Raw genomic sequence first — 23,882 nt, forward strand, 5'->3', positions numbered from 1 at the left:
ATTGCACAGTTCTCAAGGCCTGTGACATCCCTGTCGGAGCGGGTTTACCCGCGAAGAGGCCGGCCCAGGCAATGCAGTTCTAGGGCTCTACCTGATGCAGCTGCCCCAACCGGCTGCGCGTTCGCATCAGGTCGGCAAGCGGCCCGCCCAGGCTTTCTTCCAGTGGCCGCTTGCCGATCACCAGCACCTGCCGATCCTGGTCATAAAGCACATCCACCAGGTTGACGAAACGTTGTTGCGCCGCCAGCGAACATTCCGACAAGTCATCCAGCCCATCGATGATCCACTCATCGTACTGCCCGGCCAGCACCAGGTAGTCGATAACTGCCGTGGCCTTTTCGCACAGGTCGTCAAAGCCAAGCACAATCCGCCGGCCATCAACGGCCAGCGCGCGCAGCGGGCGCTTGTTCACTTCCAGCATTACCGGCTGCGGCTCGGGCACATTCAACGCCTGGCGCTGCGCTGCGTTGCCCGGCCACACATAATGGCCCCGGGTAAAGCGCTGATGCTCGCGGTTGGCCGGCAGGCTGCGGAAATCGGTATCGCCACTCACTTCCAGCACTTCCATCGCGCTGTTGATCAGGCGGATCACCGGCAGGAAGCGCTCGTGGTACAGCGGGTTGGGCAGCAGCCCTTCAGGTGCATAGTTGGACGTCACCAGCAGGAACACGCCACGGCTGAACAACGCATTGAACAGCCGGGTGAGCAGCATGGCATCGCCAATGTCGTGCACATGGAATTCGTCAAAGCACAGCACCCTGCAATCGCCTACCAGTTCGTCGAGGGTCGCTCCCAATGCGTCGTCCAGCGCCCGGTGGCGGTGCATGCCCTGGTGCAGGCGGGCGAAGAAGTCATGGAAATGCAGACGCAGCTTGGCTTGCACCGGCACGGCCTGGAAAAAGCCATCGAGCAGCCAGCTTTTGCCCCGGCCTACCGAACCGTAAAGGTACAGGCTGCGAGGCTGGCCTTGTTCGAGCTGCGCCAGTTGTTCGGCCATGCAGTGGATCACCCGGCGTTGGCCGTCGCTGAGCTGGTAACCGCGGCTGTGCGCCTTGTCCTCGAACCAGCCGAGCAGTTCACTCTGGTTGGCGGCGGCGCCGCGCAGGCGTTGGCCAAGCTGACGTAGCGAGGTAGGGATCCAGGCAGGCAAAAGCAAAGCTCCTTGGGCGATGGCGGGGCAGTGTGCAGCTTGCCCGAGGGCGGCCATTTTGACCAATACAGAAATTGCGCGGCAATCATCGCCTGACGAGATAGGTTTGCCGTGCAGGCGTACAGTAAAGGCTGGCATCGGTTCGAGGAGGGACGAGCATGCACGCCGACCATGATCTACAGCGTTTCGTCGAGGCGCAGAACCCTGTGTATGACCAGGTGATGCAGGAGCTGCAGACCGGGCGCAAGCGCAGCCACTGGATGTGGTACGTGTTCCCGCAGGTCGATGGCCTGGGCCACAGCGCCATGGCCGAACGCTATGCGCTGGCCGGTATCGACGAGGCCCGTGCCTACCTTGCTCATCCGCTGCTTGGCCCACGCCTGGAGGCTTGCGTGACTGCGCTGCTGCAGCACAGCGACAAGAGCGCCCGTGAAATGCTCGGCAGCCCCGACCACCTCAAGTTGCGCTCGTGCCTGACCCTGTTCGCCAAGGCAGCGCCCGGCAACCCGCTGTTCCAGCTGGCGTTGGTGCAGTTCTACGATGGTGAGCCGGACGCCCTGACCCTGGCCATGTTGCAGGGTTGATTCAACCCTTGTGCTCCAGTTGGCGCTCGATCATGTACTTCACTGCCAGCCGACGTTCTTTCAGGCGGCGCAGGTCTTCATCCTCGAAGTTGCCCGCCGAGATCGACTCGGCGGCCAGCACCTGGTTGTCGATGTCCATGTATTCGTCCAGCAGCCGATCCAGTGCCTTGTCCTGCTGACGGCGTTGCTGGACGATTTCGCGCGGGTAGTGCAAGTCCTGATAAAGGTCGTGGGAGACAGGCATGGGGTCCTCCTTGGTCAATACAGATGGCTCATCTGATTGGAAGGGAGGAAAGCGATTGTGTTGAAGCCAAGCGGGCGGAAAACGACGGATGGTCACCATGCCAACCGCAAAAATGACTAACTCGCTGTTTTTTGGTAATTTTTTTTCATCAGGGGGTTCACAGACCCAAAGTTTGTTGTTAAAGTGCCGCGCATTCCAAGACAACAACCCAGTTGTCACTCAGTTGGAATTGTCAGAGCAGCAAACGCTGCATCCGATACAGGGGCGTCGCCAAGCGGTAAGGCAGCAGGTTTTGATCCTGCCATGCGTTGGTTCGAATCCAGCCGCCCCTGCCATTTTCTTGCTTCAAACGTATCTCGGTCCGGTGCTTGGAAAGACAAGCGCTGGGCTTTGTCGTTTCTGCAGGTTTTGCCGGGGGCTCTGTTCGGTCACCTGGCAGTTCCAAGCATCTCGTTCAGCAAGCGGGCCAGTTCGTCGGCCTGTACCGGTTTCTGGATCACCAGGCTGCCCGGCAGCTCCAATCCCTGCAATTCTGCATAACCGGTAAGAAGCACCACCGGCAGGTGCGGGTACCGCTCGCGTGCCGCTAGTGCCAGTTGCGCACCATTGAATTCGGGCATGGCGAAATCGCTCAGTAGCAGGTCGATCTGCTCATCCAGCAAGGCCAAGGCTTGTTCGCCACTGTGCGCCTGGCGCACCTGGTAGCCGTACTGGCGCAATACATCACCGAGCATGTCCCGTACAAGATGGTCGTCATCCACCAGCAGCACGGTGCGATTACGGCCGCTTTCGCTTATCGAGTGGCTGAGCAGCGATGGTATCGGTTCGTTGACGGCTTCACTTTTGACTGCCGGCAGGTACACGGCCACCTGCGTACCACGCCCCGGCGTGGTGTCGATACGTACGCCACCCCCGGACTGTTTGGCGAAGCCGAACACCTGGGCCAGGCCCAGGCCCGAGCCTTTGCCGATATCCTTGGTGGTGAAGAACGGCTCGAACACCTTGGCCAGCACCTCTTCGCTCATGCCGCAGCCGGTATCGCGGATGCTCAGCATCACGTACTCGCCAGGGTCCGGGTCTTCCGGGCGCTGTGGGCGGGCGTCGATCAGCGTGTTGCGGGTCGACAGCGTCAGTTGGCCGCCGTCGGGCATGGCATCGCGGGCGTTGATCGCCAGGTTGAGAATGATCATTTCGGTCTGGGTCGGGTCTGTCAGCGCCTGCCACAGGGTTGGTTCCAGGTCCAGGCGCACCGAGACATTGCCGCCCAAGGTGCGGCGCAGCAATTCTTCCAGGCCGGCCAAGGTGCGGTTGAGGTTCAGCGCCACCGGCTCCAGGCGCTGGCGACGGGAGAAAGCCAGCAACTGCGAGGTCAGCTTGGCGCCGCGCTCGCCGGCTTCGCGAATGTGCGTGAGCCGCGCACGGGCTTTTTCCAGGTCGGCTTTGGCCAGGTCGCGCTCGAGGAAGCTGGCGCCGGTGAGGATTACCGTCAGCAGGTTGTTGAAATCGTGCGCCACACCGGCGGTCAGCTGACCGACCGCTTCCAGCCGCTGCATCTGCTGCAGCGCGGCCTCGATACGTTCGCGTTCGGCGATCTGCTCGCGCAGGCGGGCGTTGGCTTCGGCCAGGCCAAGGGCGGCCTCGCGTTCGCTGGTGATGTCGCGTGCCACCACGTAAAGCAGGGTGTCTTCCGGCACCACCACCCAGGACAACCAGCGCTGCTGGCCACCGGCATCCAGGATACGCCCGACAAAGCGGGCGCTGGTGCGGCCGTGGGCGAGGGCGGCCAGTTCGGTGAGCAGCAGTTCCTGGTCGAGCTCGGGTAGCAGGTGCAGCAAGGACGACTGGCTCAGGCGCTCGCGGGACAAGCCCAGGCTGGCTTCCCAGGCGGGGTTCAGCGCGACTGGGGTCAGGTCCTTGTTGAGCACGGCCAGCAAGTCTTGCGACAGCTCCCAGGCACGGTCGCGTTCGCGAGTGCGGCGCTCGACCCTTTCACCCAGCATCTCGTTGAGCTGACGCAGTGCCTGGTTGGCCAGGCGCTGGGCATGGATGTCCTGCAGCACCCCGGAAAAACGCACGCACTGGTCGTTGACGAACTGGCTCTGGCCGCTGCTGAGCAACCAGCGCGGTTCCAGGCCAGCGGGTTGGGCGATGCGGAACTCGACCCGATACACGCCGCCACTTTCCGGGCACATGGCGTGCTCTACCGCCTCGCGCACCTGCGGCAGGTCGTCAGGGTAGATGCCGGCGTAAAACACGTCGAGGGTCATTTCGGTATCGACAGGCAGGCCGAACAGGGTCTTGCAGCGGTCGTCCCACAACAACAGCCCTTCTTGCGGGCGCATGTCCCAGGTGCCCATGCCAGCAGCATCGATGGCAATGCGTGCACGTGCCTCGACGTCGGCCAGGGCTTCTTCGGCGCGGCGTCGGCGCTGGCGCTCCTGCACTTCGGTCAGGGCCCGGCGTACGGCCTTGGGCAGCAGCGGCAGGTTCTTCTTCAGCACATAATCGGTGGCGCCCAGGCGGATCATTTCCACCGCATGTTCTTCGCCGTAGATACCAGACAGGAAGATGAACGGAATATCCGGTGCCAGGCGCTGGGCAATGGCCAGCACTTCGGTGCCGGACGAGCCCGGCAGCACGCAGTCGCACAGGATCAGGTCATGGCTGGACTCGCGCAGGGCTTGCTCGACACCGGCATGGTCGAACACCAGTTGCGCCTGCACATTCAGCCCGCTGCGTTCCAGGCGCATCAGGGTCAGCTCGGCGTCCATCGAATTGTCTTCGACCATCAGCAGTTTGAGCGGTGTCGGCAGCATCGTCGCGGGCACCTCAGATGCTGCCACGCCGGGTCAGGCGCAGCGAGCCGGGTGGCGGTTCGTTGAGTACCGCCCAGAATATCCCCAGGTCGGAAATGGCGGCGACGAATTCCTTGAACTCCACCGGCTTGACCACGTACGCGTTCACTCCCAGCTCGTAGGCGCGCAGCAGGTCGGGCTCCTCGCGCGAGGACGTCAGCATCACCGTCGGGATGCTGCGCAGCTCGGCGGTGGCGCGCACTTCCTTCAGCACCTCCAGGCCATCGACCTTTGGCAGTTTCAGGTCCAGCAGCAATACGGCGGGGTTGCCATCGTCACGTTCGGCATAGGCATTGCGCCGTAGCAGGTAGTCGAGTGCTTCGGCACCGTCACGCAGCACGATGACCTCGTTGGCCAACTGGCTGCGCTCCAGCGCCAGGAGCGTCAGCTCCAGGTCCCGTGGGTTGTCTTCGACCAGCAGGATGGGTTTGAGCATGGTAGCGGTGCCTCAGGTGTTAGCGGGGTGGCGCGGGAGGGTGAAGTGGAAGGTGGCTCCCTGGCCAACCTTGCCGTGGGCCCAGACCCGGCCGTCATGGCGTTCGATGATACGACGGACACTGGCCAGGCCGATGCCGGTCCCTTCGAAGTCTTCCATGCGGTGCAGGCGCTGGAACACGCCGAACAGTTTGTTCGCGTAGGCCATGTCGAAGCCCACGCCGTTGTCGCGAATGCAGATCTCGGTTTCGCCCGGGTGCTGCACGGCGCTGATGCCGATGCGTGCCGGGGTCCGCCCACGTGTGTATTTGATGGCGTTGGCCAGCAGGTTGTGCAAGGCCATGTTGATGAACGCCGGATCACCGATCACCTTGGGCAACTGGGCGATGTCCCAGACAATTTCGCGGTTTTGGTAGTCGGGCGCAAGTTCGCTGCGAATGGCTTCGACCAGGGCGTTGAGGTCGACCTCGGACAGACGCAGGGCCGAGCGGCCCATTTGCGAGAAGTTGAGCAGGTTGTCGACCAGGCTTCCGGCAAAATGCGCGGCTTCCTCGATGTGTTGCAGAAAACGCCTGCCACGCTCGCTGAGGCCCTGGCCCTCTATTTCGCCGAGCAGTTCGGAGTAACCGGCAATATGGCGCAGGGGCGCGCGCAGGTCATGGGACACGCTGTAGGAAAACGCTTCGAGCTCCTTGTTCGAGCGGCGCAGCTCGCCGGCCAGCTGGGCCAGTTCCTCAGCCTTGCGCAGGACGATGCCGAGCACTGCCGTGCGCAGCTCTTGCACGCCTTCGATGACCAGCGGGTGCCAGGGTTCGCAGTAGCCGCGCAGTTTTTCCTGCCAGCTTTCGAAACTGTACCGCGGGTCGAGGTTGCCCTGCGGCCCGACCTGTTTGTTCGGCTGCCCGGCCCAGGTCACCGTGCGCACCTGCTCTGGACGGAACCACAGCAGGTAGTGCGAGTGGATCTGCGAAATGGCCACTGCCAGCACACCGCCGGCATGGGCCGCGAGCTCGGGCAGTTCATCAATGTCGCGGCGCAGGTTGTCGCTGTGGAACACGCTGTCTTCACCACGCTGGGATAGCCAGTGCACCAAGGCGTTTACCTGCGCGGCCGGAGGGGTCTTGCCGATCAGATCGCACCGCTCGGCGGAAATGACTGCGGCACCTTGGGCGCCAGCGAAGGCCAGCAGTACTTCGGGCAAGTCGCGCAGGCCGTCGCCGACACTGTCATGGTCGGCCATGGACGAGATCATGCGCACGATGTGTTGGCGCAGTTCCAGCAACTGGCGAGTGTTGGCGTGGGACTCGCGCGACTCGATCTGCAGCGACAGTACACTGGCCAGCAGTTCGCAGGCAGTACGGGTGCGCAGGTCCACCGGGCGCGGCTGTTCATGGTGGCAGGACACCAGCCCCCAGAGTTGCCCGTCGACCACGATCGACAGCGACATCGATGCCAAGGTACCCATGTTACGCATGTACTGCAGGTGCACTGGCGACACGCTGCGCAGTGCGGCAAAGCTCAGGTCCAGCGGCTTGCCGGTGCGCGGGTTGGCAGCGGGCAGCAACGGCGAGGCCTGGTAGTTGGCGTCCTCGATCACGCGGATGCGGTTGATTCGGTACAGTTCGCGCGCCTGGCGCGGTATGTCCGAAGCGGGGAAACACAGGCCCAGGTAGCTCGGGTACCCCGGGTCGGCCACCTCGGCCAGCACCTGGCCGTTGCCTTCGGCATCGAAGCGGTACGCCTTGACCCGGCCGAAGCCGGTGATGCGCTTGAGTTGCAGCACGGTTTGCTGCAGCAGTTCCTCGAGGCTGCCGGCTTGGTGCAGGCGGCCCACGAAGCTGCGCACCAGTGGGTAGTAGTCGCCTTGCCCGGCAAGATCCGCTGGCAGGCGAGGGGGTTCGAATTCGGCGATCAACACCTGGTCGTGGCGATGCACCAGCAGGTGCAGGTTGCCGCGGTAAGGCGCACCCTGGCGCAGGAAGACATCGCTGATGTGGAACGGAAAGACCTCATCCTCTGGCAGGCGGGCCAGGTGCAGGCGCAGGTCGAAGGCACCGCTGACCAGTTCGGCGAAGTCGCAACCGGCCAGTTCAGCGGCCGGTATGCCAAGCCAATGCTCGATATTTTCACTGGCCTGGAGTACGCGCATTTCGGTTTCGTCCAGCACCAGCAGGAAGCCGTGGGGCTGGATGCTGCCAGGCAGCTGGATCGGTTCCTGGGCACAGCGCTCGAGGGCTTGGGTGAGCGTGCTGTCTGCAATCATCTATGAAAACGCTCCTGTCGTGTCCTTCCATGCATGCCGCATGAGTCTAGGCAGGATGAAAGGGATACACCCTAACAGAATATCGGCCCGGATAACGGCCTTTGGCCATTTGAGGAGAATGCCGGCGATGCGTTCTGTGTCGTGCGGCTTTTTTTTCAGGTGGTAGCGCTTTTTGGCTAATACAAAAAAATGGCTCGATGCCAGCAGCGTGATGCCACTCCGCTGCTACGCTCAGGTCAGCAGACATCGACAAGGATAATTAGGTGACAGAGCGCTACCTGGCCGCCCTGTTGGGCCTCATGTTGAGTAGCAGTGTCATGGCGGCGGACTTCCTGGTGGAGGTACGGGTGCTGGTGCAGCGTGGCTGCATGCTGGTCAACCAGCCCCGCGATGCCGGGGCGCAGGCGCTTGGGAGCATCGGCCTGGGCGCTGCTGCACGGCTGGATGGTCCTGGCGCGCCGCTCACCGGCGCACTGTTGAGCCGGCGCCCGCCACGCCTGGAATGCAACCCCGGCACCCCCTATCAGGTTCGCGTCGACGGCGGCCAGCATGGCGGCGTCGGCGAGCTGCGCTTTCTGGCCAGTGACGATGACACGGCTCGGCTCATCCCGTATCGCCTGTACCGCGATGCTGCCTGGCGCGAACCGCTGGCGGTGAATGTGGCGCATTCGGCGCGTGTGCCAAACAGCGGTTCGGTCGAGCTGCCGTTGTATGCACGGATCGACAAGCTGGCCTGGATACCACCTGCAGGCCTGTATGCCGACCTGCTCAAAGTCACCGTCAGCTGGTAGGGATGCCAACATGCACAAGGACGCGACGCCATGAACCGTACCTCGATCCTGCTGCTTTCCCTCGGCCCGCTGCTGGTGCCCGGCGGTGCCGCGCATGGCACCAGTACCGGTTTCATCCAGGCGCGGCTGGTGATCAGCACCGCTTGCCAGATCAGCAGCAACGAGACGCAACCGGCGACGGTGGGTAACCCCGGGGTGATGGACTTCGGCGAGCGCGGTCCGTATTGGGACCAGCCGCTGCGCAGCCGGGTTGATGATGTGAGCGGCGAGGGTAGCCTGCAGATCAGCTGTACGCCCGAAGTGCGTGCGTTCAACGTGCGCATCAACGGCGGCCTGAATGGCAGCGACGGCATACGGCGGTTGAGCAATGGCCGCGAGCTGATCCCCTATCAACTGGCGATCGACCCAGGCGGTAACAGCCGCTACGGCATCGGCCAGGCACGTGCCTTCACCATCAGCAGTACCCGGCAGATACCGATTCCCATCTACGGTGTGGTAGTGGCGCAACCGCGCGCGCTGCCGGCCGGCCTTTACCGTGACACCCTGAGGGTGACCCTGGACTGGTAACAACGCAAGGAGACTTCGATGAGAACGAACCTTTCACGCTGCATCCTCACCGGCCTTGGGCTGATGCTGGCTTCCCAGGCCCAGGCCGCAACGACCGGGACCATCGACTCGAAGCTGACCTTGACCGCAGCGTGCCAGGTCAATGGCAGCTCGGGCACTTCTGGGGTGAACTTCGGTGCCCTGGACTTCGGTACTCGCGATGCCCTGTTCACCAGCGCGGACGCCCAGGTGATCGGCGGCGGCGGAGGGGCGATCAGCATTCTCTGCTCGGCTGGCACGGTACCGGTGATCCGCGTGGGGGCAGGCGTCCACGATGGCCAGTCGGCCGGGGGCAGCCGTGCGCTGGCGGATGGCGCCGGCAACTTCGTGCCGTACGATTTCTATACCGATGCCGGGCGCACGCAGGTGTTGGCCATCAACGGCACCATCACCTTGCCGACCAGCAGCGGTACGGCACAGATCGTCAACCTGTATGGCCAGTCGCGCGGCAAGGCCGGCCTGCCGGCAGGGGTATACACCGACACAGTGTCCGTCGAACTGTCGTTCTGAGCCATGCGTAGCTGGCTGGCATGTGGCCTGAGTGGCCTCGGCGTGCTGCTGGCCGCGCCTCTGGATGCGGCGACCACCAGCAGCTTCATGGTGACGGCGCAGATCGTCGCCGGGTGCCTGGTGGTGGGCGGCGTGAGCAGCTACGGGACGCTCGACTACGGCTCGCAATCGGCCCTGGCCACCGGGGGCCTCGACACCTCGTTGGGCGGCACCACGGTGACCTTTCAGTGCACACCGGGGGTGGCGTTGAGCATGAGCGTTGATGGCGGGCAGAACAGTGCCAGTGGCACACGCAACCTCAAGCGCACGGGCGGCACACAGGTGCTGGCCTACCAGTTGTACCGGGACGCGGCATACAGCCAGAGCCTGGGGATCGGCCAGAGCGTGGCCGTGAGCTACACCGACCCGACGGCGATAAAGCTGCCGGTGTACGGGCGGGTCCAGCTGACCGGCACGTTGCCGGCAGGGACCTACACCGATGTGGTGCAAGTGACGGTGACCTGGTGAATGCATCGGCACCAACGACCAGTATCCAAGGAGAGCTTCATGGGGGCAGGCGCGAAGTGGGCGCGTGGGTTGATCGGAGTATTGTGGCTGGCGAGCCTGCCAGCCGGGGCGGCCACCTCGGTGCTGATCTGGCCGATCGACCCGGTGCTGGAGGCTGACCAGAAGGCTGGCGCACTGTGGCTGGAAAACCGCGGTACCGCACCGGCCAACCTGCAGGTGCGGGTGTTCGCCTGGCGCCAGGGTGACTACCAGGAACAGTACCAGGCACAGCGCGAAATCATTGGCAGCCCGCCGGTGGCCAACATCGCCCCCGGGCAGAAGCAACTGATTCGCCTGACCCGCACCAGCCCCTCGCCAGTCGGACAGGAGCAGGCCTATCGCATCATCATCGATGAAATCCCGCCCGCCATCCCAGTCGACAAGGCCGAGCCCGGCACTACCGCGGCGATCCGCCTGCAGATGCGCTACTCGGTACCCCTGTTCGTCTACGGCGAAGGCCTGTGGGGCAAAGCCGATCCCGAGGGCAAGCGCAATGCCGAGGGCGTCGGCAAGCCGCAACTCAGCTGGCGTGCGGTGACCGTGCAGGGCAAACCGTACGTGGAGCTGCGCAACACCGGCGCGGTGCATGCACGGCTGACCGATGTGGTGGTGCAGCAGGGCAGCCAGAGCAAGCCACTGGCCGACGGCTTGCTGGGTTATGTGCTGCCGGGGGCCAGTATGCGCTGGCCGGCACCGTTGGCACCGAACGCCGGCAGTGTGCTGAAAGGGAGGGTAAACGGCCAGAGCAGCGCGGACGCCATCCGCCAAAGCCAATGAGCCTGCGCCTGAATGCCGCGCAGGGGCCAGGGAGGACCCGGCAATGGTTGGAAACCGTGTGTGAGGTGGCTGACAGCGAGGACGCATCGCTGGTACCTGGGGCTTGCCCTGGTCGGCCCTGGCCTGGTGCTGGGCGACGACCTGCCACCACCACCTACGGAGCTGTCCGCCATCGCCGATGCCACGTTGTACCTCGAACTGCTGGTGAACCAGATGCCCAAGGCTGAGCTGGTGCCGGTGCAGCAGCGCGCCGGGCAGTTGTACATCGACAGCGAAGTGTTGCGGGCGGCCGGTGTCTCGCTGCCGGGCAACCCGCAGGGCGAGGTGGCGCTGGAGGCCATCGGGGGGATGCATGCCGACTATGACAGCCAGAACCAGCGCCTGCTGCTGCAAGTGCCGCCGGCCTGGCTGCCCGACCAGCAGCTGGGCGACCGCAACCTGTACCCGGCCAGCGATGCGCGCAGCAGTTTCGGCGCCTTGTTCAACTACGACCTGTACCTGAACGACACCGATGACGGCGGCAGCTACCTGGCGGCCTGGAACGAACTGCGCCTGTTCGACAGCTGGGGTACGTTCTCCAGCACCGGGCAGTGGCGCCAGTCGTTCAATGGTGCGCCGACCGATGACCTGCGCCAGGGCTTCTTGCGCTACGACACCACCTGGCGCTTCACCGACGAGCAGCGCCTGCTGACCTACGAAGCCGGGGACCTTGTGACCGGGGCCTTGCCCTGGACCAGCTCGGTGCGGGTTGGCGGCCTGCAGGTATCGCGCGATTTCGCTGCGCGCCCCGACCTGGTCACCTATCCGCTGCCGGCGTTCTCCGGTGAAGCGGCGGTACCGACTTCGCTGGACCTGTTCATCAATGGCTACAAGTCCAGCACCAGCGAATTGCAGCCGGGCCCCTACACGTTGACCAACGTGCCGTTCATCAACGGCGCCGGGGAGGCGGTGGTGGTCACCACCGACGCCCTTGGCCGGCAGGTGTCGACCACCTTGCCGTTCTACGTCACCAGCAGCCTGCTGCAGCAGGGCCTGACGGACTATTCGGTAGCGGCCGGCAGCCTGCGCCGTGACTACGGGGTACGCGATTTTGCCTACGGCCCCGGGATTGCCTCGGCCAGCCTGCGCTACGGGGTCAGCGACCTCTTCACCCTGGAGACCCATGCCGAAAGCGCCGAATCGCTGATGCTGGGCGGTCTGGGCGGCAACATGCGGCTGGGCAACTTCGGCGTGCTCAACGCGGCCCTGGCGCAGAGCCGGTTCGACGGCGACAAGGGCCACCAGGTCGTCCTCGGCTATCAGTACAACAGCCAGCGCATCGGTTTCAGCTACCAGCGCCTGCAACGCCATGGCGACTATGCCGATCTGACCCGGGTCGACAGCCGCGACATACAGCTGAGCCAGCGCAGCGAACAGGTCACGTTGAGCCTGAACCTGAACGAATACGGCAACATCGGCGCCGGCTATTTCGATGTGCGCGCCGGTGACGGCACACGTACGCGGCTGATCAACCTGAGTTACAGCAGGCCGCTGTGGGGCAACAGCAGCGTGTATCTGTCGGCCAACCGTGAAGTGGGGGACAGCCGGTGGGCGGTGCAGGCGCAACTGGTGATCCCGTTCGACCTGCACGGTACCTTGGCCCTGGGCATGGAACGCAGCCAGCAAGGCGAAACCCTGCAGCGTGTCAACTACAGCCGCGCGACGCCAGTGGGTGGTGGTGTCGGTTACAACCTCGGCTACGCCGCCGGTAGCGAGCGCGACGCCTACCGCCAGGCCGATGCCACCTGGCGCCTGCAGTCGGTGCAGTTGCAGGCCGGTGTGTATGGCAGCAGTGGCGAAATGACCCGCTGGGCCGATGCCAGTGGCTCGCTGGTGTGGATGGATGCCGGGCTGTTCGCTGTCAACCGCATCGACGATGCCTTCGTGGTGGTCAGCACCGGTGGTTACGCCGATGTGCCGGTGCGCTATGAAAACCAGGAGGTCGGCCGCACCGATGCCGATGGCCACCTGCTGGTGCCGTACAGCAGCGGTTACTACCGCGGCAAGTACGAGATCGACCCCATGGACTTGCCGCCGGATATCCTCGCACCGGAAGTGGAGCAGCGGGTGGCGGTACGCCGGGGCAGTGGCTACTTGCTGGAGTTCCCGCTCAGGCGCGTGCTGGCGGCCAGTATCGAACTGGTGGACGCCGACCGGCAGGTACTCAAGCTGGGCAGCCGTGTCACCCATGCAGAAAGCGGCAGCCAGGCGGTGGTCGGCTGGGATGGCCTGGTGTATCTGGAGAACCTGGCGCCGCATAACCGCCTGCAGGTGGAGCTGGAAGGCGGCGGGCAGTGCCAGGTGGCGTTCGACCTGCCTGAGTCGCAAGGCTCGATCCCCTTGATCGGCCCGTTGGTATGCAAATGAAGGCCTGCTGGCGTGGTTTATGGGCATGTGCCTTGTTGGTGTGGGCAGGCTCGGGCTGGGCCAAGTGCACGTCGGTGGTTACTGCGCCGGCGGCGTTTGGTTCGCTCAGTTCGACCCAGGTACGTAGCACGGTACAGACGGCCTCCAGCACCAACTCGGGCCTGCAATGCAACGGCTCGGTGATCAGCGTGCTCAGTAGTACCGACTCCTTCAAGATCAAGATCACCTCTACCACCAGCGGGCTGGTAGGGCCTACCGGGGATGTGATCCCCTACACGCTGTATGCCGACGCCACAACCACCTATCCGATTACCCGTGGCACCGCCTTCGAATTCAGGACCACCGGCATCCTCGACCTGCTCGGGTTGCTCAACGGTACACCGAAGAACGTGCCCATCTACATGCGCACGCAGGTAGGCAGCAATGTATCGGCGGGGCTGTATCAGGAAACCCTCACCGTCGAGTGGACCTGGGACTATTGCGACGGGATTGGTGTTGGCGGGCTTTGCATAGGGCGAGACCAGGGCACCGGTACCAAGACCCTGCTGGTGAGCATGACGGTGACCAACGACTGCCAGATCACCACACCCAGTATCAACTTCGCCAGCGCGCCAGTGGTGGCGGGGTTCGGTACGGTAAGCCAGAGCCTGAGTGTGTCGTGCACCAAGGGCAGCAACTACACCGTGGGCCTGGACGACGGGCAGAACGTGGCCAATGGTCGGCGGCGGATGAAGTCGGCGGCCAACAACTACCTGGCCTATGACATTTTCAAGGGCGCCGGTGCGGTGCGCTGGGGTTCGGTAGGGGCTGCACGACGGGCCAGTACCGATGCCGATGTGAACCCCGGCACGGGTACCGGCACCGGTAGCCAGGTGTTCAACTACAACGCCAAGGTCTACACCGACCAGGCTACACCCCCGGCTGGGAGCTATACCGACAGCGTGCTTCTGGATGTGCAGTTCTGAGCGCAGGGACCTGGTGGGGGCGGCGGTCCGCGTAACCTGTGGGAGCGGCTTTAGCCGCAAAGAATCCAACGCGGTGCGTGGCACCGGCTACGCCGGCGTTCGCGGCTAAAGCCGCTCCCACAGGGTCCCTGCTAATTCCATGAGTCATGTGCAGTCCTGTGAGAGCCGGCTTGCCGGCGATGGGCCGTTTCACTCAGCGCAAATCGCCAACCATCTTCGCCAATGTCTCCAGCACCGCCCCGGCCAACGCTTTCGAGCGTGCTCCCGACCACCCGGTGACAGCATCCGGCGCGTCGTCATGGTCCTTGAACGGCATTTCCAGGGTCAGCGACAGGCAGTCATGCGCCATCCCCACCGCATTGCAGGCCAGCGTCGTGTTGGCCTGCCCCGGTTCGTCGCGGGTGTAGCCATGCACGGTCTGGAAGTCGCGGGTCAGGCTGCACAGGGTGCTGCGGAACTGCTCTTCCAGTTTGGCCAGCCGCGGCGTGTAGCCGGGGTTGCCCTCGCAGGCTGCGGTGAACACGTGGGGAATCTCCTCGTCGCCATGCACGTCGATGAACGCATCCACCCCGTATTGCTTCATCTGCGCCTGGGCGAAGAACACCTCGGGGCTGAACTCGACGCTGGCGTCCTGCCAGGCACGGTTGAGGTCCTTGCCCTTGAAATTGGTGCGCAGGTGGCCGAGGAAGGCGCCGTCGGGGTTCATGTTGGGGATCAGGTACAGGTCGGCCTTGGCCAGCAACTGCTGTATGACCGCGTCGTTGGCCTGCAGGCGGTCGATCACGCCCTCCATGAACCATTCGGCCATGTGTTCGCCCGGGTGCTGCTGGGCAATCAGCCACAGCTTGCGCTTGCCTGCGGCACCATCACCGGCACGTAGCAGGGGAATGTCGCGGCCCTGCACGCTGCGGCCACTGGCGAGCAATTCCACCCCCGGCAGTTGCCGTGCACGCTCGATCAGCTGGTTGTGGCGGGCGCGCGGGTAGGGCTCGAAGTAGGCGAACCAGATGTGCGGCTGTTCGGCCTTCACCTCGAACGACAGCGCCGTGCCGTCGAACTGGCTGGGGACGCGGAACCAGGTTTGCTGGTCATAGGAGGCCACGGCGTTGTAGCCGCTCCAGGCGTTCTTGTACGAAGAGCCGGAGGCGTTGTCGAGGCTGAAGCGATGGACCTGGCCCGGCGTCAGCCCGCTGACTTTGAAGTGGAACCACTGGTAGTGGTCGCTGTGGGTGTCCGGGCGGATGGCCAGGTGCACCCGGGCCGGGTTGCTGGCATCCAGTACCTGGATGTTGCCGGAGTCGAAATCGCAGTCGATCTGCAGTGGGGACAGCGTCACGGTCATGTACCGGGCTCCTTCTGGGGCTTTGTTGTGAGGGTACTGTACACGGCTTGACAGGGTTGCTGTGCGAGATCAGCAACGCGTGGGCGATATCATATGTTTCCTACAGGCTATTTGAAGAACTGACTCGGCGTGATGCCGAACTGGCGCTTGAACATACTGGCGAAGGCACTGGGGCTGTCATACCCCAGCGTCCCCGCCACATCGATGATCCGCTCGCCCAGGGCAATCCGCTCCAGTGCCTGCATCAGCCGCGCCTGCTGGCGCCACTGGCCGAAGGTCATGCCGGTTTCCTTGCGGAACAGGCGTTGGATGGTCTTTTCGTCCACCCCCAGCTGCTGGCCCCAGTCGGCCACGGTAGCGTTATCGTCAGGCCGCTGGTGCAATGCCGAGCAGATCGCCTGCAGGCGCTTGTCGCGGGGCTGCGACAGCTTCAGTGGCATGGTCGGCAGCACGCAGATCTCGTCGAGGATCAGGCGCATCACCCGTGCTTCGCGCGAGTCTTCGGCAAACGGCGCGGTAAAGCCTACGGAAGCCTTGATCAGTTCGCTGAGCAACGGCGAGATGCTGATAGCCTTGCTCTGCACGGGCAACTGCACTGCCGCGTCGGTGCGCACGAACACACTGCGCATCTTCACATCGCCCACGCAGCGTATAGCGTGCACCTGGCCGCAGGGCATCCATACGCCGCGGCTGGGGGGCACGGTCCAGCGTTCGTTACCGGACTCGACGATCATCAGGCCTTTTATGGCATAGATCAGTTGGTGCTTGGCATGGCTGTGGGGCTCGATGAACCAGTCGGTCGGGTAGTCCGTCGCACGGCTGCCCACCTCCCAGCTCCATTCATCCACCTCCACCAGCAATTCGTGCTGCGGCTTCAGCATTTCGACCTCTTGTACGGGCAGCCTGGCATGCCCACTTTAACAGCAGCGGCTGGGGCGGGCTTGCGAGCGGGTTGCCGGCAGCAGCGCCGTGGCCAACCCCAGCAGCGGCAGGAACGAGATGATCTGGTACACCCACTCGATGCCATGCCGGTCGGCCAGTTCGCCAAGCCCGGCAGCGCCGATGCCGCTGATACCGAACATCAACCCGAACATCACCCCCGACACCATGCCGACCCGGCCCGGCACGGCCTCCTGGGCATACACCACCAGGGCAGCGAAGGCCGAGGACATCACCAGGCCGATGGCCACCGCCAGTACCGCCGTCCAGGCCAGGTTGGCGTAAGGCAGGGCGAGGGCGAAGGGCGCCACGCCGAGGAACGAGACCCAGATCACTGCCTTGCGCCCGATACGGTCACCCACCGGGCCACCGGCGAAGGTGCCAAGGGCCACGGCCACGAGGAACACGAACAGGTACAGCTGGCTGTGCTGCACGCTCAGGCCGAAATGCTCGATCAGGTAGAAGGTGAAGTAGTTGGTGAACGAGGCGATGTAGACGAACTTGGCGAACATCAGCACGGCGATCACCGCCACGGCGCGCCACATGGCGCCACGCGACAGGCCGGGGGCCTGCTGGCCGGCGAAGGTCTTGAGCCGGGTCTGGCCGTGGCGCACGGTCCAGCCGGTCACCCGCAACAGCACGAACACCGCCAGCGCGGCCGCCAGCATGAACCAGGCAATGGCCGGTTGGCCGTGTGGAATGACGATGGCAGCGGTCAGCAGCGGGCCGAGGGCCGAGCCGGTGTTGCCACCTACCTGGAAAGTCGATTGCGCGGTGCCGAAGCGCCCACCGGAGGCCATCCTGGCCACTCGCGAGGCTTCGGGGTGGAAGGTCGCCGAGCCCACCCCGACTACCGCCGCGGCTACCAGCAGCATTTCATAGCTGCTGGCGAAGGCGAGCAGGGCGATGCCCACCAGCGTCACCAGCATGCCGGCCGGCAGCAGGTAGGGTTGCGGGTGCTTGTCGGTGTACAGGCCGACCCAGGGTTGCAGCAGGGACGCGGTCACCTGGTAGATCAGGGCGATCCAGCCGATCTGGGCAAAGCTCAGCGCGAAATCGCTCTTGAGCATCGGGTAGATGGATGGCAGCACGGCCTGGATCAGGTCGTTGAGCAGGTGGGCGAATGCGGCGGCGCCGACGATGCGGACCAGAAAGCCCTGGGGTTGGTCGGCAGGCGTGGTGGCGGCCATGGAGGCGGTGGAGGTCGTCATGGGCGATCTTCTTCTGGCGAAAGGGAACAAGGCATTTGCCGAAGAAGGGTAGCCAGGGCCCGGTTTGCCTGTCTCACGCCGAACAGGCAGCTACTGTCGCGTTTCGGACATTCCGGGCCTGACGCCCTGAATTCGCAAGCGGTCCGCGTACCCTGTGGGAGCGGGTTTACCCGCGGAAAATCCAACGCGGTGCATGGCACCGGCTGCGCCGGTGTTCGCGGCTGAAGCCGCTCCCACAGGCTCCCTGCTAATACCTGGCCGCGCCGGATTCATCGTTCGTGACGCGCCACCCAGCGCAGCAATGCTGCAATCGGTACGCTGCGGTGAGCCTCGTGCCGGTAAGGCTTGCCTTCGGCGGTAAAGCGTTCGCGATAGCGGCTCAGCACCAGGCTCCGGCCATCGGCCGAAAGCCGGGCTTCCAGTTCATGCAGCAACAGCGGTTGCCGGGCAGCGCCTTCCAGGCGCCTGAACAGCAGCATGGCGGCTTGGGCATCATTCTTCACGGGCACCCCCTGCACAATCCACTGGCCACGCTCCCGGCTCGCCGGCCTTGCCTTCTGCCACCCGGTTGCTGCGCCGCTGCGCGGTGTAATCACGCAGCGCAAGGTAGTAGTCAGGCCAGGTGCGCAGCAGGTCTGTCAAAGGCAGTGCTTCGGCCCGTGTATCGACGATGCCGCCGGCTGTGGCTACGTTGCCCATGGTTTCGACGGTATCGCTGTTGCCGCTAAACGGGTCCAGTGCCAGGCCCAGCAGCGTGCCGGTGGCATCGCGCAGGTTGTGGGTGCCCAGCAGCGGCAACTCGACGATGGGGCCAGCGGCGATGTTCCACACCCCGAAGGTCTGGCCAAAGTCCGAGCGATGCTGGCTCAGCCCCATCTTGCCAGACACATCGACCAGCCCCGCCACACCCAAGGTGGTGTTGAAGATGAAGCGGGAGAGGCTGGTCATCGCTCGTTCGCCGTTGCCCTGCAGCAGGTCGTTGACGAACACCTTGGGCTCACCGAAGTTGCTGGCAAAGTTGTGCATGCCCTGCCGGGCAAAACCGGGCAGCGCGGTGTAGCCCCTGGCGACGGGGGCCAGCAGATAGTCGTCGACCGTGCGGTTGAAGGCGAATACGGCGCGGTTGGCGGGCTCCGCCGGGTCACTGACCTGATAGGCGACATTGCCGCAGGCCGCCGTGGCCGGTGCACGTTGGCTGCAGCCTCCCGCCGCAAGCAGCGACAAGGCCAGCGCGGCAGAGCGCGCTGAGCGGGAGGCGGATGATGAAAGGGACATGGATACATTCCTGGCAAGAACTGGCGGCAATGCTGCGCGGTTTTCTTTGCCTGGAAATGTCTGGATTTTCTCGGCGTCGACACTTTGTTTCCAAGTTGAAATATATGACGGTTGCGCGGGGATGGCCTTAAAGTACGGCTTGGTAACCCTTGTATTGCGGTGCTTTTTTGTGAGCCATTTGCTGATAGTCGACGATGATGTCGAGGTGCTCGACCTGCTGCAGAAGTTTCTCTGCCAGCATGGCTACGAGGTTGATGTGGCCACGGATGGCAAGGCGCTCTGGCAAGCCGTTGAGCGGCGGGTGCCGGACCTGGTCATCCTGGATGTGATGCTGCCTGGCGACAGTGGCCTGGTGTTGTGCCAGCGCCTGTTGGCCGAGCACAAAGTGGCAGTGATCATGCTCACCGCCATGGGCGAGTTGAGTGACCGGGTGGTTGGCCTGGAGCTGGGGGCAGACGACTACCTGACCAAACCGTTCGCCGCCCGTGAACTGCTGGCCCGGGTGAGGGCAGTGCTGCGCCGTGCCGGGGAAGCGGCCGGTGGCACGGCGAACCATGCCTGCGCGACCCTGGAGTTTGCCGGGTGGCGGCTGGATGTGGTGCGGCGCGAACTGCGTTCGCCGGACAACGTCATGATCCCTCTGTCCAACGGTGAGTTCGAGCTGCTGCTGGTGTTCGCCGAACATCCGCGGCGGGTGCTCAGCCGCCAGCAGTTGCTGGATATGGCTCGTGGCGATGCGTATGACGCCTATGACCGAAGCATCGATGTCCAGGTGAGCCGGCTGCGCCGCAAGCTTGAAACCGACAACGGCAACGAGCCCTTGATCCGTACCCTGCGAAATGCCGGTTACCTTTTCACGCCCACGGTCGCGAAGCGATGAAGCTGCTGGCCAGGGTTCGCCAGGCGCTGCCAAGGCCCAGGATCACCATTGCCCGCTGGATCGCGCTCACCACCCTGACGGCGATGCTGTTCCTGCTGCTGCTCAAGGGACTGTTCAGCCTGCTGTTGAGTGCCTGGGCGCAGCCTCCGCTGCTGGAGAGCGGGGTTATCGAGAAGGTTGCAGCGGTTACCCGCATCCTCGACGCCGCGCCCATGGCGCAACGTGCCAACATCGCCAGTGCGGCGGGCGACGGCTCATACTCCGTGCGATGGTTGCGCCGGCATGACGAAGCGGGCGTGCCAGTGCTGGTCGATGCCGAGTTCAGCGAGGGCACGCCTATCCTGCGCGCGCTGCTCAAGCGCCCGGATGCCAGGGTCGAGGCCTTTGCACCGTCCGACATGCCGGAATACGCACCTGAGCGCGGCTATGCGCTGATGATCGAGCTGAGCGACAAGTCCTGGGTGCTGTTCCGCGCCACCAACCGTAGCTGGGGGCTGGATGAACTGCCTCGCAACCTGATCATCCTTGGCCTGATGCTGGTTTCCAGCCTTGCCGTCGCGCTGCTGGCCACGCGCTACCTGGCCAAGCCGCTGGAGCGCTTTGCCGAAGGGGCGCGGCGTTTTGGCAAGGATTTCAACGCCCCGCCGATTCCGGTGGTCGGCCCGCACGACCTGCGCCAGGCCATTCTCGCGTTCAATGCCACGCAGGCGCAGCTCAAGCATTTTCTCAACGACCGCACCCAGATGCTCGCGGCCATTTCCCATGACTTGCGTGCACCGCTGACGCGCATGCGCTTGCGCGCCGAGTTCGTCGACGATGCCCAGTTGCAGGCCAAGTTGTTCAAGGACGTCGACGAGATGCAGGCGATGGTCGATGCGGCGTTGGAGTTCTTCCGTGATGATGCACGGCTGGAACAGACGACCGTATTCGACCTGGGCGAGTTGCTGCTGACCGTGGTGGACGACTTCAAGGACGCGGGGGTCGAGGTCGGCCTCAGCGGGCCGCGCCGCTGCGTGTACACGGGGCGGCCAGTGGGTATCAGGCGTGTGCTGGTCAACTTGATCGACAATGCAGCGAAGTACGGCTGTGAGCCAACGGTGGTGCTGGCGGTGAGCACCAGGCAGATCGAGATTACCGTGCTGGATCGCGGGCCGGGCATCGCGCCGGAGCTGCATGAGCAGGTATTCGTGCCGTTCTACCGTATCGAAGGTTCACGCAACCGCAATACCGGTGGCGTTGGGCTGGGCCTGCCCGCAGCACGGGCCATCGTGCTGGAGCAGGGTGGCAGCATGACCCTGGGCAACCGCCCGGGCGGTGGGCTGGAAGTCAGGATCATGCTGCCGCAGGGTTGATCAGAGCCCCATCTCGCTGAGCCCTGGGTGATCATCCGGGCGCCGGCCCAACGGCCAGTGGAACTTGCGCTCGGCTTCGCTGATAGGGTGCTCGTTGATGCTCGAATGACGGTTCTGCATCAGCCCGTCGTCGGCAAACTCCCAGTTCTCGTTGCCATAGGCACGGTACCACTGGCCGCTGTCGTCGTGGTACTCGTAGGCATAGCGCACGGCAATGCGGTTGCCGGTGAAGGCCCACAGCTCCTTGATCAGGCGGTACTCCAGTTCATGGTTCCACTTACGCGTCAGAAACGCCTCGACCTCGGCACGGCCACGCGGGAACTCGGCGCGGTTACGCCACACGGTGTCGACGGTATAGGCAAGCGCAACCTTGGCCGGGTCGCGGCCGTTCCAGCCATCCTCGGCCAGGCGGACCTTTTCGATGGCGCTTTCGCGGGTGAAGGGCGGCAGGGGTGGACGGGACATCGCGGTACTCCTCAGTTCGATTGGCTTGTAGGAGAGTAGTAGCCGCTGACCGAACAGAGAATGGGTGCGCCTGGCACATCATAATTGCAGTGCGTGGAACAATGCCGAGGTGCCATGCCAGGCGCGCTCTTGCGGGGGGGCTCTATCTGGCTGCGTCGGCTGCGGTTTTCCCGGTAGCCTTGCTACGCCCGCCCAGCCACACCAGCAGCAGCCCGGCAGCCGCCAGCACGCCACCTGCCATCGGCACTGCCGCATAGCCCAGGTTCAGGCTGATCACCGCACCACCCAGCGCCGCGCCCACGGCATTGCCCAGGTTGAACGCGCCCACGTTGATCGACGAGGCCAGCCCCGGTGCTTCGATGGCGGCGGTCATCACCCGCAGCTGCAGCGGCGGTACCACGGCAAAGGTGAACATGCCCCACACCAGCAAGGCGATGGCGGCGCCGATGTGGCTGCCCAGCACCAGCGGCATCAGCAGCATGATCACTGCCAGTGCCGCGAGGAAGATCCGCGCCGCCCCATCCAGCGACCAGTCGGCCAGGCGGCCACCCAGGCTGTTGCCCAGGGTGAAGCCCACGCCGATCAGCACCAGGCCCAGAGTGACGAAGCTGTCCGAGGCGCCGGTCAGTTCGGCCAGTACCGGTGCGACATAGGTGTACAAGGTGAACATGGCGCCGGCACCGAGCACGGTGGTGGCCATTGCCAGCAGCACGCTGGGCCGGGCGATGACCGCCAGCTCCTTGCGCACGTGCGGCACGCTGCCGCGCTCACCCTTGGGCAGGGCATACCACAGCGCGGCCATGGCCAGCAGGCCCAGCATGGCAGTACCGGCAAAGGCCATGCGCCAGCCGACCTGCTGGCCGATCCAGGTGGCGGCCGGCACGCCGCCGATGTTGGCAATGGTCAGGCCCATGAACATGGTGGCCACGGCACTGGCCTGTTTCTCCTTGGGCACCACGCTGGCAGCCACTACCGCACCAAGGCCGAAGAACGCGCCGTGGTTGAGGCTGGTGACCAGGCGCGAGGCGAGCAGGGTGTAGTAGTCCGGCGACAGCGACGACAGCAGGTTGCCGAGGGTGAAAATGGCCATCAGCGCCATCAGCGCGGCGCGCTTGCCGAAACGGCTGAACAGCAGGGTCATGATCGGCGCACCAACCATCACCCCGATGGCATAGGCGGTAATCAGCATGCCAGCGCTGGGGATGCTGACATCGACACCTTGGGCAATTACCGGCAGCAGGCCCATCGGGGTGAACTCGGTGGTGCCGATGCCGAAGGCGCCGATGGCCAAGGCAAACAGGACGTGCCCGCTCTTCATTGCGCGTGCTCCTGTCATGGGGTGGCCTCCGTCAGTTGGGTTTTTGTCTCATGGAATTGTGGCAATACGTATTCGGCGATTTCGCGCAGGGTTTCGTCCAGCGGCCGCACGTTACGCCGCAGGTGCAGGCCGATATGGTCGACACCCACCGCGCGCAGGGCGCGGAGCTCGGCCGCCAGCGCCTTGCGGCCGCCGCGGAAACCGAAGCGCCAGCGTTGCAGCGGTTCGTCGGGGTTGTCCGCCAGGTCCAGATGGATGAAGCTGCTGTAAGGCTTGTTGCCCGCCACCGCGCGCCAGGCGGCGACACGATGCCGGTGGTCGTCCGGTGTGCCGGGGTAGGCCAGGCAGCCGTCCAGGTTGCTGCCGATCCATTCCGGGCTCTGCTGGGCCAGGCCGGCTACCAGCAACGGCAGCGGCGAAGCGGTACTGGGTAGCACGGCCAGCCCTTCGGGCAGGTGGCCGTTGGCACCATCACGCAGCAGCGCGACCTGTTTGCGGAATGCGTTGCCACGCCCCTCGAAATCCCGACCGAATAGCGGGTACTCCACCGGCCGGTCACCACTGGCCACGCCCAGCAGCAGGCGGTTGCCACTGAGGCGCTGCACGCTGTTGGCCGATTTAAGGGTCAGCAGCGGTTCGCGAATCGGCAGCACCACGGCAGCCGTGCCGAGCAGGATGTCGCGGGTTATGCCGGCAAGGTAGCCGAGGTACGCAAACACCTCGAACACCTGGGCGGCGTCGCCGAACGATGGGTCGTACAGCGGCACATCGCGGACCCACAGGGCGCGGTAGCCCAGGCGATCGGCCAGTTGTGCCAGTGCTGCGTGGCGGGCCAGGTCAGGTTCGCCGAACTGGCGGCCGTCACGGCGCCGCGCCTGGTCGCCGGCGGGCGTCCAGTCGTGGTCCAGCGGTGCTTCCAGGCCGATGCTGAAGCCGCCAGCGGTCAGGCGTTCGAGGGGCGTGGTCAT

Annotated in this window: 23 protein-coding genes and 1 tRNA gene; 11 read left to right on the plus strand and 13 right to left on the minus strand. The window is 64.5% G+C overall.

What is annotated here, in order from left to right; all coding sequences use genetic code 11:
* Nucleotides 1-79 precede the first annotated feature (79 nt).
* Nucleotides 80-1,150, minus strand: coding sequence for a cell division protein ZapE (gene zapE / locus CAF92_RS08555; RefSeq protein ID WP_046615723.1), 1,071 nt, complete (start codon nucleotides 1,148-1,150; stop codon nucleotides 80-82).
* Nucleotides 1,151-1,308: 158 nt separating this feature from the next.
* On the opposite strand from zapE, the gene CAF92_RS08560 reads away from it, so the two are divergent.
* Complete coding sequence (locus tag CAF92_RS08560; protein ID WP_046615722.1) at nucleotides 1,309-1,734, plus strand: DUF1810 domain-containing protein; 426 nt, start codon at nucleotides 1,309-1,311, stop codon at nucleotides 1,732-1,734.
* A gap of 1 nt (nucleotide 1,735) precedes the next feature.
* Here CAF92_RS08560 and CAF92_RS08565 read toward each other — a convergent pair whose 3' ends face one another.
* The gene (locus tag CAF92_RS08565) at nucleotides 1,736-1,978 is read right to left on the minus strand and encodes a DUF465 domain-containing protein (RefSeq protein WP_046615721.1); all 243 of its coding nucleotides are present in this window, start codon (nucleotides 1,976-1,978) and stop codon (nucleotides 1,736-1,738) included.
* Between the two features lie 260 nt (nucleotides 1,979-2,238).
* On the opposite strand from CAF92_RS08565, the gene CAF92_RS08570 reads away from it, so the two are divergent.
* Nucleotides 2,239-2,313 (plus strand) — tRNA-Gln (locus CAF92_RS08570).
* A 93-nt stretch (nucleotides 2,314-2,406) separates the two neighbouring features.
* Here CAF92_RS08570 and CAF92_RS08575 read toward each other — a convergent pair.
* The 3 genes from CAF92_RS08575 to CAF92_RS08585 are packed head-to-tail and all read right to left on the minus strand — an operon-like array spanning nucleotide 2,407 to nucleotide 7,531.
* On the minus strand, nucleotides 2,407-4,794 hold the full coding sequence (locus tag CAF92_RS08575) for a response regulator (protein WP_085600224.1): 2,388 nt from the start codon (nucleotides 4,792-4,794) through the stop codon (nucleotides 2,407-2,409).
* A 13-nt stretch (nucleotides 4,795-4,807) separates the two neighbouring features.
* Nucleotides 4,808-5,269, minus strand: coding sequence for a response regulator (locus tag CAF92_RS08580; RefSeq protein WP_046615719.1), 462 nt, complete (start codon nucleotides 5,267-5,269; stop codon nucleotides 4,808-4,810).
* 12 nt (nucleotides 5,270-5,281) lie between these two features.
* Complete coding sequence (locus CAF92_RS08585; protein ID WP_085600226.1) at nucleotides 5,282-7,531, minus strand: ATP-binding protein; 2,250 nt, start codon at nucleotides 7,529-7,531, stop codon at nucleotides 5,282-5,284.
* Nucleotides 7,532-7,794: 263 nt separating this feature from the next.
* On the opposite strand from CAF92_RS08585, the gene CAF92_RS08590 reads away from it, so the two are divergent.
* From CAF92_RS08590 to CAF92_RS08620, 7 genes are all read left to right on the plus strand, one after another.
* A complete protein-coding gene (locus CAF92_RS08590) occupies nucleotides 7,795-8,322 on the plus strand; it encodes a spore coat U domain-containing protein (protein WP_046615717.1) in 528 nt (175 codons plus the stop codon).
* 30 nt (nucleotides 8,323-8,352) lie between these two features.
* Nucleotides 8,353-8,889 (plus strand): spore coat U domain-containing protein, encoded by a 537-nt coding sequence (locus CAF92_RS08595; RefSeq protein WP_046615716.1) that lies wholly within the window; start codon nucleotides 8,353-8,355, stop codon nucleotides 8,887-8,889.
* Between the two features lie 18 nt (nucleotides 8,890-8,907).
* A complete protein-coding gene (locus CAF92_RS08600; protein WP_085600228.1) occupies nucleotides 8,908-9,438 on the plus strand; it encodes a spore coat U domain-containing protein in 531 nt (176 codons plus the stop codon).
* Nucleotides 9,439-9,441: 3 nt separating this feature from the next.
* On the plus strand, nucleotides 9,442-9,945 hold the full coding sequence (locus CAF92_RS08605) for a spore coat U domain-containing protein (RefSeq protein WP_085600230.1): 504 nt from the start codon (nucleotides 9,442-9,444) through the stop codon (nucleotides 9,943-9,945).
* Nucleotides 9,946-9,984: 39 nt separating this feature from the next.
* A complete protein-coding gene (locus tag CAF92_RS08610) occupies nucleotides 9,985-10,761 on the plus strand; it encodes a molecular chaperone (protein WP_046615713.1) in 777 nt (258 codons plus the stop codon).
* A gap of 108 nt (nucleotides 10,762-10,869) precedes the next feature.
* Nucleotides 10,870-13,167 carry a fimbria/pilus outer membrane usher protein gene (locus tag CAF92_RS08615; protein WP_143516090.1) on the plus strand — a complete coding sequence of 766 codons (2,298 nt, stop codon included), beginning with the start codon at nucleotides 10,870-10,872 and terminating at the stop codon, nucleotides 13,165-13,167.
* On the plus strand, nucleotides 13,164-14,132 hold the full coding sequence (locus CAF92_RS08620) for a spore coat U domain-containing protein (RefSeq protein ID WP_085600234.1): 969 nt from the start codon (nucleotides 13,164-13,166) through the stop codon (nucleotides 14,130-14,132). The genes CAF92_RS08615 and CAF92_RS08620 overlap by 4 nt, the downstream gene beginning before the upstream one ends.
* A gap of 193 nt (nucleotides 14,133-14,325) precedes the next feature.
* Here the strand turns inward: CAF92_RS08620 and CAF92_RS08630 are convergent, their stop codons facing one another.
* From CAF92_RS08630 to CAF92_RS08655, 5 genes are all read right to left on the minus strand, one after another.
* Nucleotides 14,326-15,474 carry a M14-type cytosolic carboxypeptidase gene (locus tag CAF92_RS08630; RefSeq protein ID WP_085600235.1) on the minus strand — a complete coding sequence of 383 codons (1,149 nt, stop codon included), beginning with the start codon at nucleotides 15,472-15,474 and terminating at the stop codon, nucleotides 14,326-14,328.
* 107 nt (nucleotides 15,475-15,581) lie between these two features.
* Nucleotides 15,582-16,355 carry a helix-turn-helix domain-containing protein gene (locus CAF92_RS08635; protein ID WP_085600237.1) on the minus strand — a complete coding sequence of 258 codons (774 nt, stop codon included), beginning with the start codon at nucleotides 16,353-16,355 and terminating at the stop codon, nucleotides 15,582-15,584.
* Nucleotides 16,356-16,391: 36 nt separating this feature from the next.
* The gene (locus tag CAF92_RS08640) at nucleotides 16,392-17,624 is read right to left on the minus strand and encodes an MFS transporter (protein WP_046615709.1); all 1,233 of its coding nucleotides are present in this window, start codon (nucleotides 17,622-17,624) and stop codon (nucleotides 16,392-16,394) included.
* A 269-nt stretch (nucleotides 17,625-17,893) separates the two neighbouring features.
* Nucleotides 17,894-18,127, minus strand: a complete 234-nt coding sequence (locus CAF92_RS08650; RefSeq protein WP_256573704.1) for a hypothetical protein — start codon at nucleotides 18,125-18,127, stop codon at nucleotides 17,894-17,896.
* Entirely contained in the window at nucleotides 18,117-18,899 is a 783-nt protein-coding gene (locus tag CAF92_RS08655; protein WP_085600241.1) for a VacJ family lipoprotein, read from the minus strand. The genes CAF92_RS08650 and CAF92_RS08655 overlap by 11 nt, the downstream gene beginning before the upstream one ends.
* Nucleotides 18,900-19,068: 169 nt before the next feature.
* Between CAF92_RS08655 and CAF92_RS08660 the strand changes: the two genes are divergently transcribed.
* On the plus strand, nucleotides 19,069-19,779 hold the full coding sequence (locus CAF92_RS08660) for a response regulator (protein ID WP_085600243.1): 711 nt from the start codon (nucleotides 19,069-19,071) through the stop codon (nucleotides 19,777-19,779).
* Nucleotides 19,776-21,131, plus strand: coding sequence for an ATP-binding protein (locus CAF92_RS08665; protein ID WP_085600245.1), 1,356 nt, complete (start codon nucleotides 19,776-19,778; stop codon nucleotides 21,129-21,131). Before CAF92_RS08660 ends, CAF92_RS08665 begins: the two co-directional genes overlap by 4 nt.
* On the opposite strand, the gene CAF92_RS08670 is transcribed toward CAF92_RS08665, so the two are convergent.
* The 3 genes from CAF92_RS08670 to CAF92_RS08680 form a co-directional block, all read right to left on the minus strand.
* A complete protein-coding gene (locus CAF92_RS08670; RefSeq protein ID WP_046615704.1) occupies nucleotides 21,132-21,596 on the minus strand; it encodes a nuclear transport factor 2 family protein in 465 nt (154 codons plus the stop codon).
* 142 nt (nucleotides 21,597-21,738) lie between these two features.
* The gene (locus CAF92_RS08675; RefSeq protein ID WP_085600247.1) at nucleotides 21,739-22,914 is read right to left on the minus strand and encodes an MFS transporter; all 1,176 of its coding nucleotides are present in this window, start codon (nucleotides 22,912-22,914) and stop codon (nucleotides 21,739-21,741) included.
* Between the two features lie 14 nt (nucleotides 22,915-22,928).
* Nucleotides 22,929-23,882: a TIGR03571 family LLM class oxidoreductase gene (locus tag CAF92_RS08680; RefSeq protein WP_085600249.1), complete on the minus strand. Its 954-nt coding sequence runs from the start codon at nucleotides 23,880-23,882 to the stop codon at nucleotides 22,929-22,931.

Origin of the sequence: Pseudomonas sp. B10(2017) (assembly GCF_002113295.1) — a bacterium.
In the GTDB taxonomy this organism is placed as follows: domain Bacteria; phylum Pseudomonadota; class Gammaproteobacteria; order Pseudomonadales; family Pseudomonadaceae; genus Aquipseudomonas; species Aquipseudomonas pudica.

Bases quoted from the DNA above. Each gene is read 5' to 3' on its own strand.
- CAF92_RS08575 (WP_085600224.1), bottom strand. From the start codon at position 4,794: ATGCTGCCGACACCGCTCAAACTGCTGATGGTCGAAGACAATTCGATG.
- CAF92_RS08665 (WP_085600245.1), top strand. From the start codon at position 19,776: ATGAAGCTGCTGGCCAGGGTTCGCCAGGCGCTGCCAAGGCCCAGGATC.
- CAF92_RS08635 (WP_085600237.1), bottom strand. From the start codon at position 16,355: ATGCTGAAGCCGCAGCACGAATTGCTGGTGGAGGTGGATGAATGGAGC.
- CAF92_RS08630 (WP_085600235.1), bottom strand. From the start codon at position 15,474: ATGACCGTGACGCTGTCCCCACTGCAGATCGACTGCGATTTCGACTCC.
- CAF92_RS08595 (WP_046615716.1), top strand. From the start codon at position 8,353: ATGAACCGTACCTCGATCCTGCTGCTTTCCCTCGGCCCGCTGCTGGTG.
- CAF92_RS08565 (WP_046615721.1), bottom strand. From the start codon at position 1,978: ATGCCTGTCTCCCACGACCTTTATCAGGACTTGCACTACCCGCGCGAA.
- CAF92_RS08655 (WP_085600241.1), bottom strand. From the start codon at position 18,899: ATGTCCCTTTCATCATCCGCCTCCCGCTCAGCGCGCTCTGCCGCGCTG.
- CAF92_RS08620 (WP_085600234.1), top strand. From the start codon at position 13,164: ATGAAGGCCTGCTGGCGTGGTTTATGGGCATGTGCCTTGTTGGTGTGG.
- CAF92_RS08675 (WP_085600247.1), bottom strand. From the start codon at position 22,914: ATGAAGAGCGGGCACGTCCTGTTTGCCTTGGCCATCGGCGCCTTCGGC.
- CAF92_RS08600 (WP_085600228.1), top strand. From the start codon at position 8,908: ATGAGAACGAACCTTTCACGCTGCATCCTCACCGGCCTTGGGCTGATG.
- CAF92_RS08560 (WP_046615722.1), top strand. From the start codon at position 1,309: ATGCACGCCGACCATGATCTACAGCGTTTCGTCGAGGCGCAGAACCCT.
- CAF92_RS08580 (WP_046615719.1), bottom strand. From the start codon at position 5,269: ATGCTCAAACCCATCCTGCTGGTCGAAGACAACCCACGGGACCTGGAG.
- CAF92_RS08610 (WP_046615713.1), top strand. From the start codon at position 9,985: ATGGGGGCAGGCGCGAAGTGGGCGCGTGGGTTGATCGGAGTATTGTGG.
- CAF92_RS08605 (WP_085600230.1), top strand. From the start codon at position 9,442: ATGCGTAGCTGGCTGGCATGTGGCCTGAGTGGCCTCGGCGTGCTGCTG.
- CAF92_RS08640 (WP_046615709.1), bottom strand. From the start codon at position 17,624: ATGACGACCTCCACCGCCTCCATGGCCGCCACCACGCCTGCCGACCAA.
- CAF92_RS08585 (WP_085600226.1), bottom strand. From the start codon at position 7,531: ATGATTGCAGACAGCACGCTCACCCAAGCCCTCGAGCGCTGTGCCCAG.
- CAF92_RS08670 (WP_046615704.1), bottom strand. From the start codon at position 21,596: ATGTCCCGTCCACCCCTGCCGCCCTTCACCCGCGAAAGCGCCATCGAA.
- CAF92_RS08680 (WP_085600249.1), bottom strand. From the start codon at position 23,882: ATGACCACGCCCCTCGAACGCCTGACCGCTGGCGGCTTCAGCATCGGC.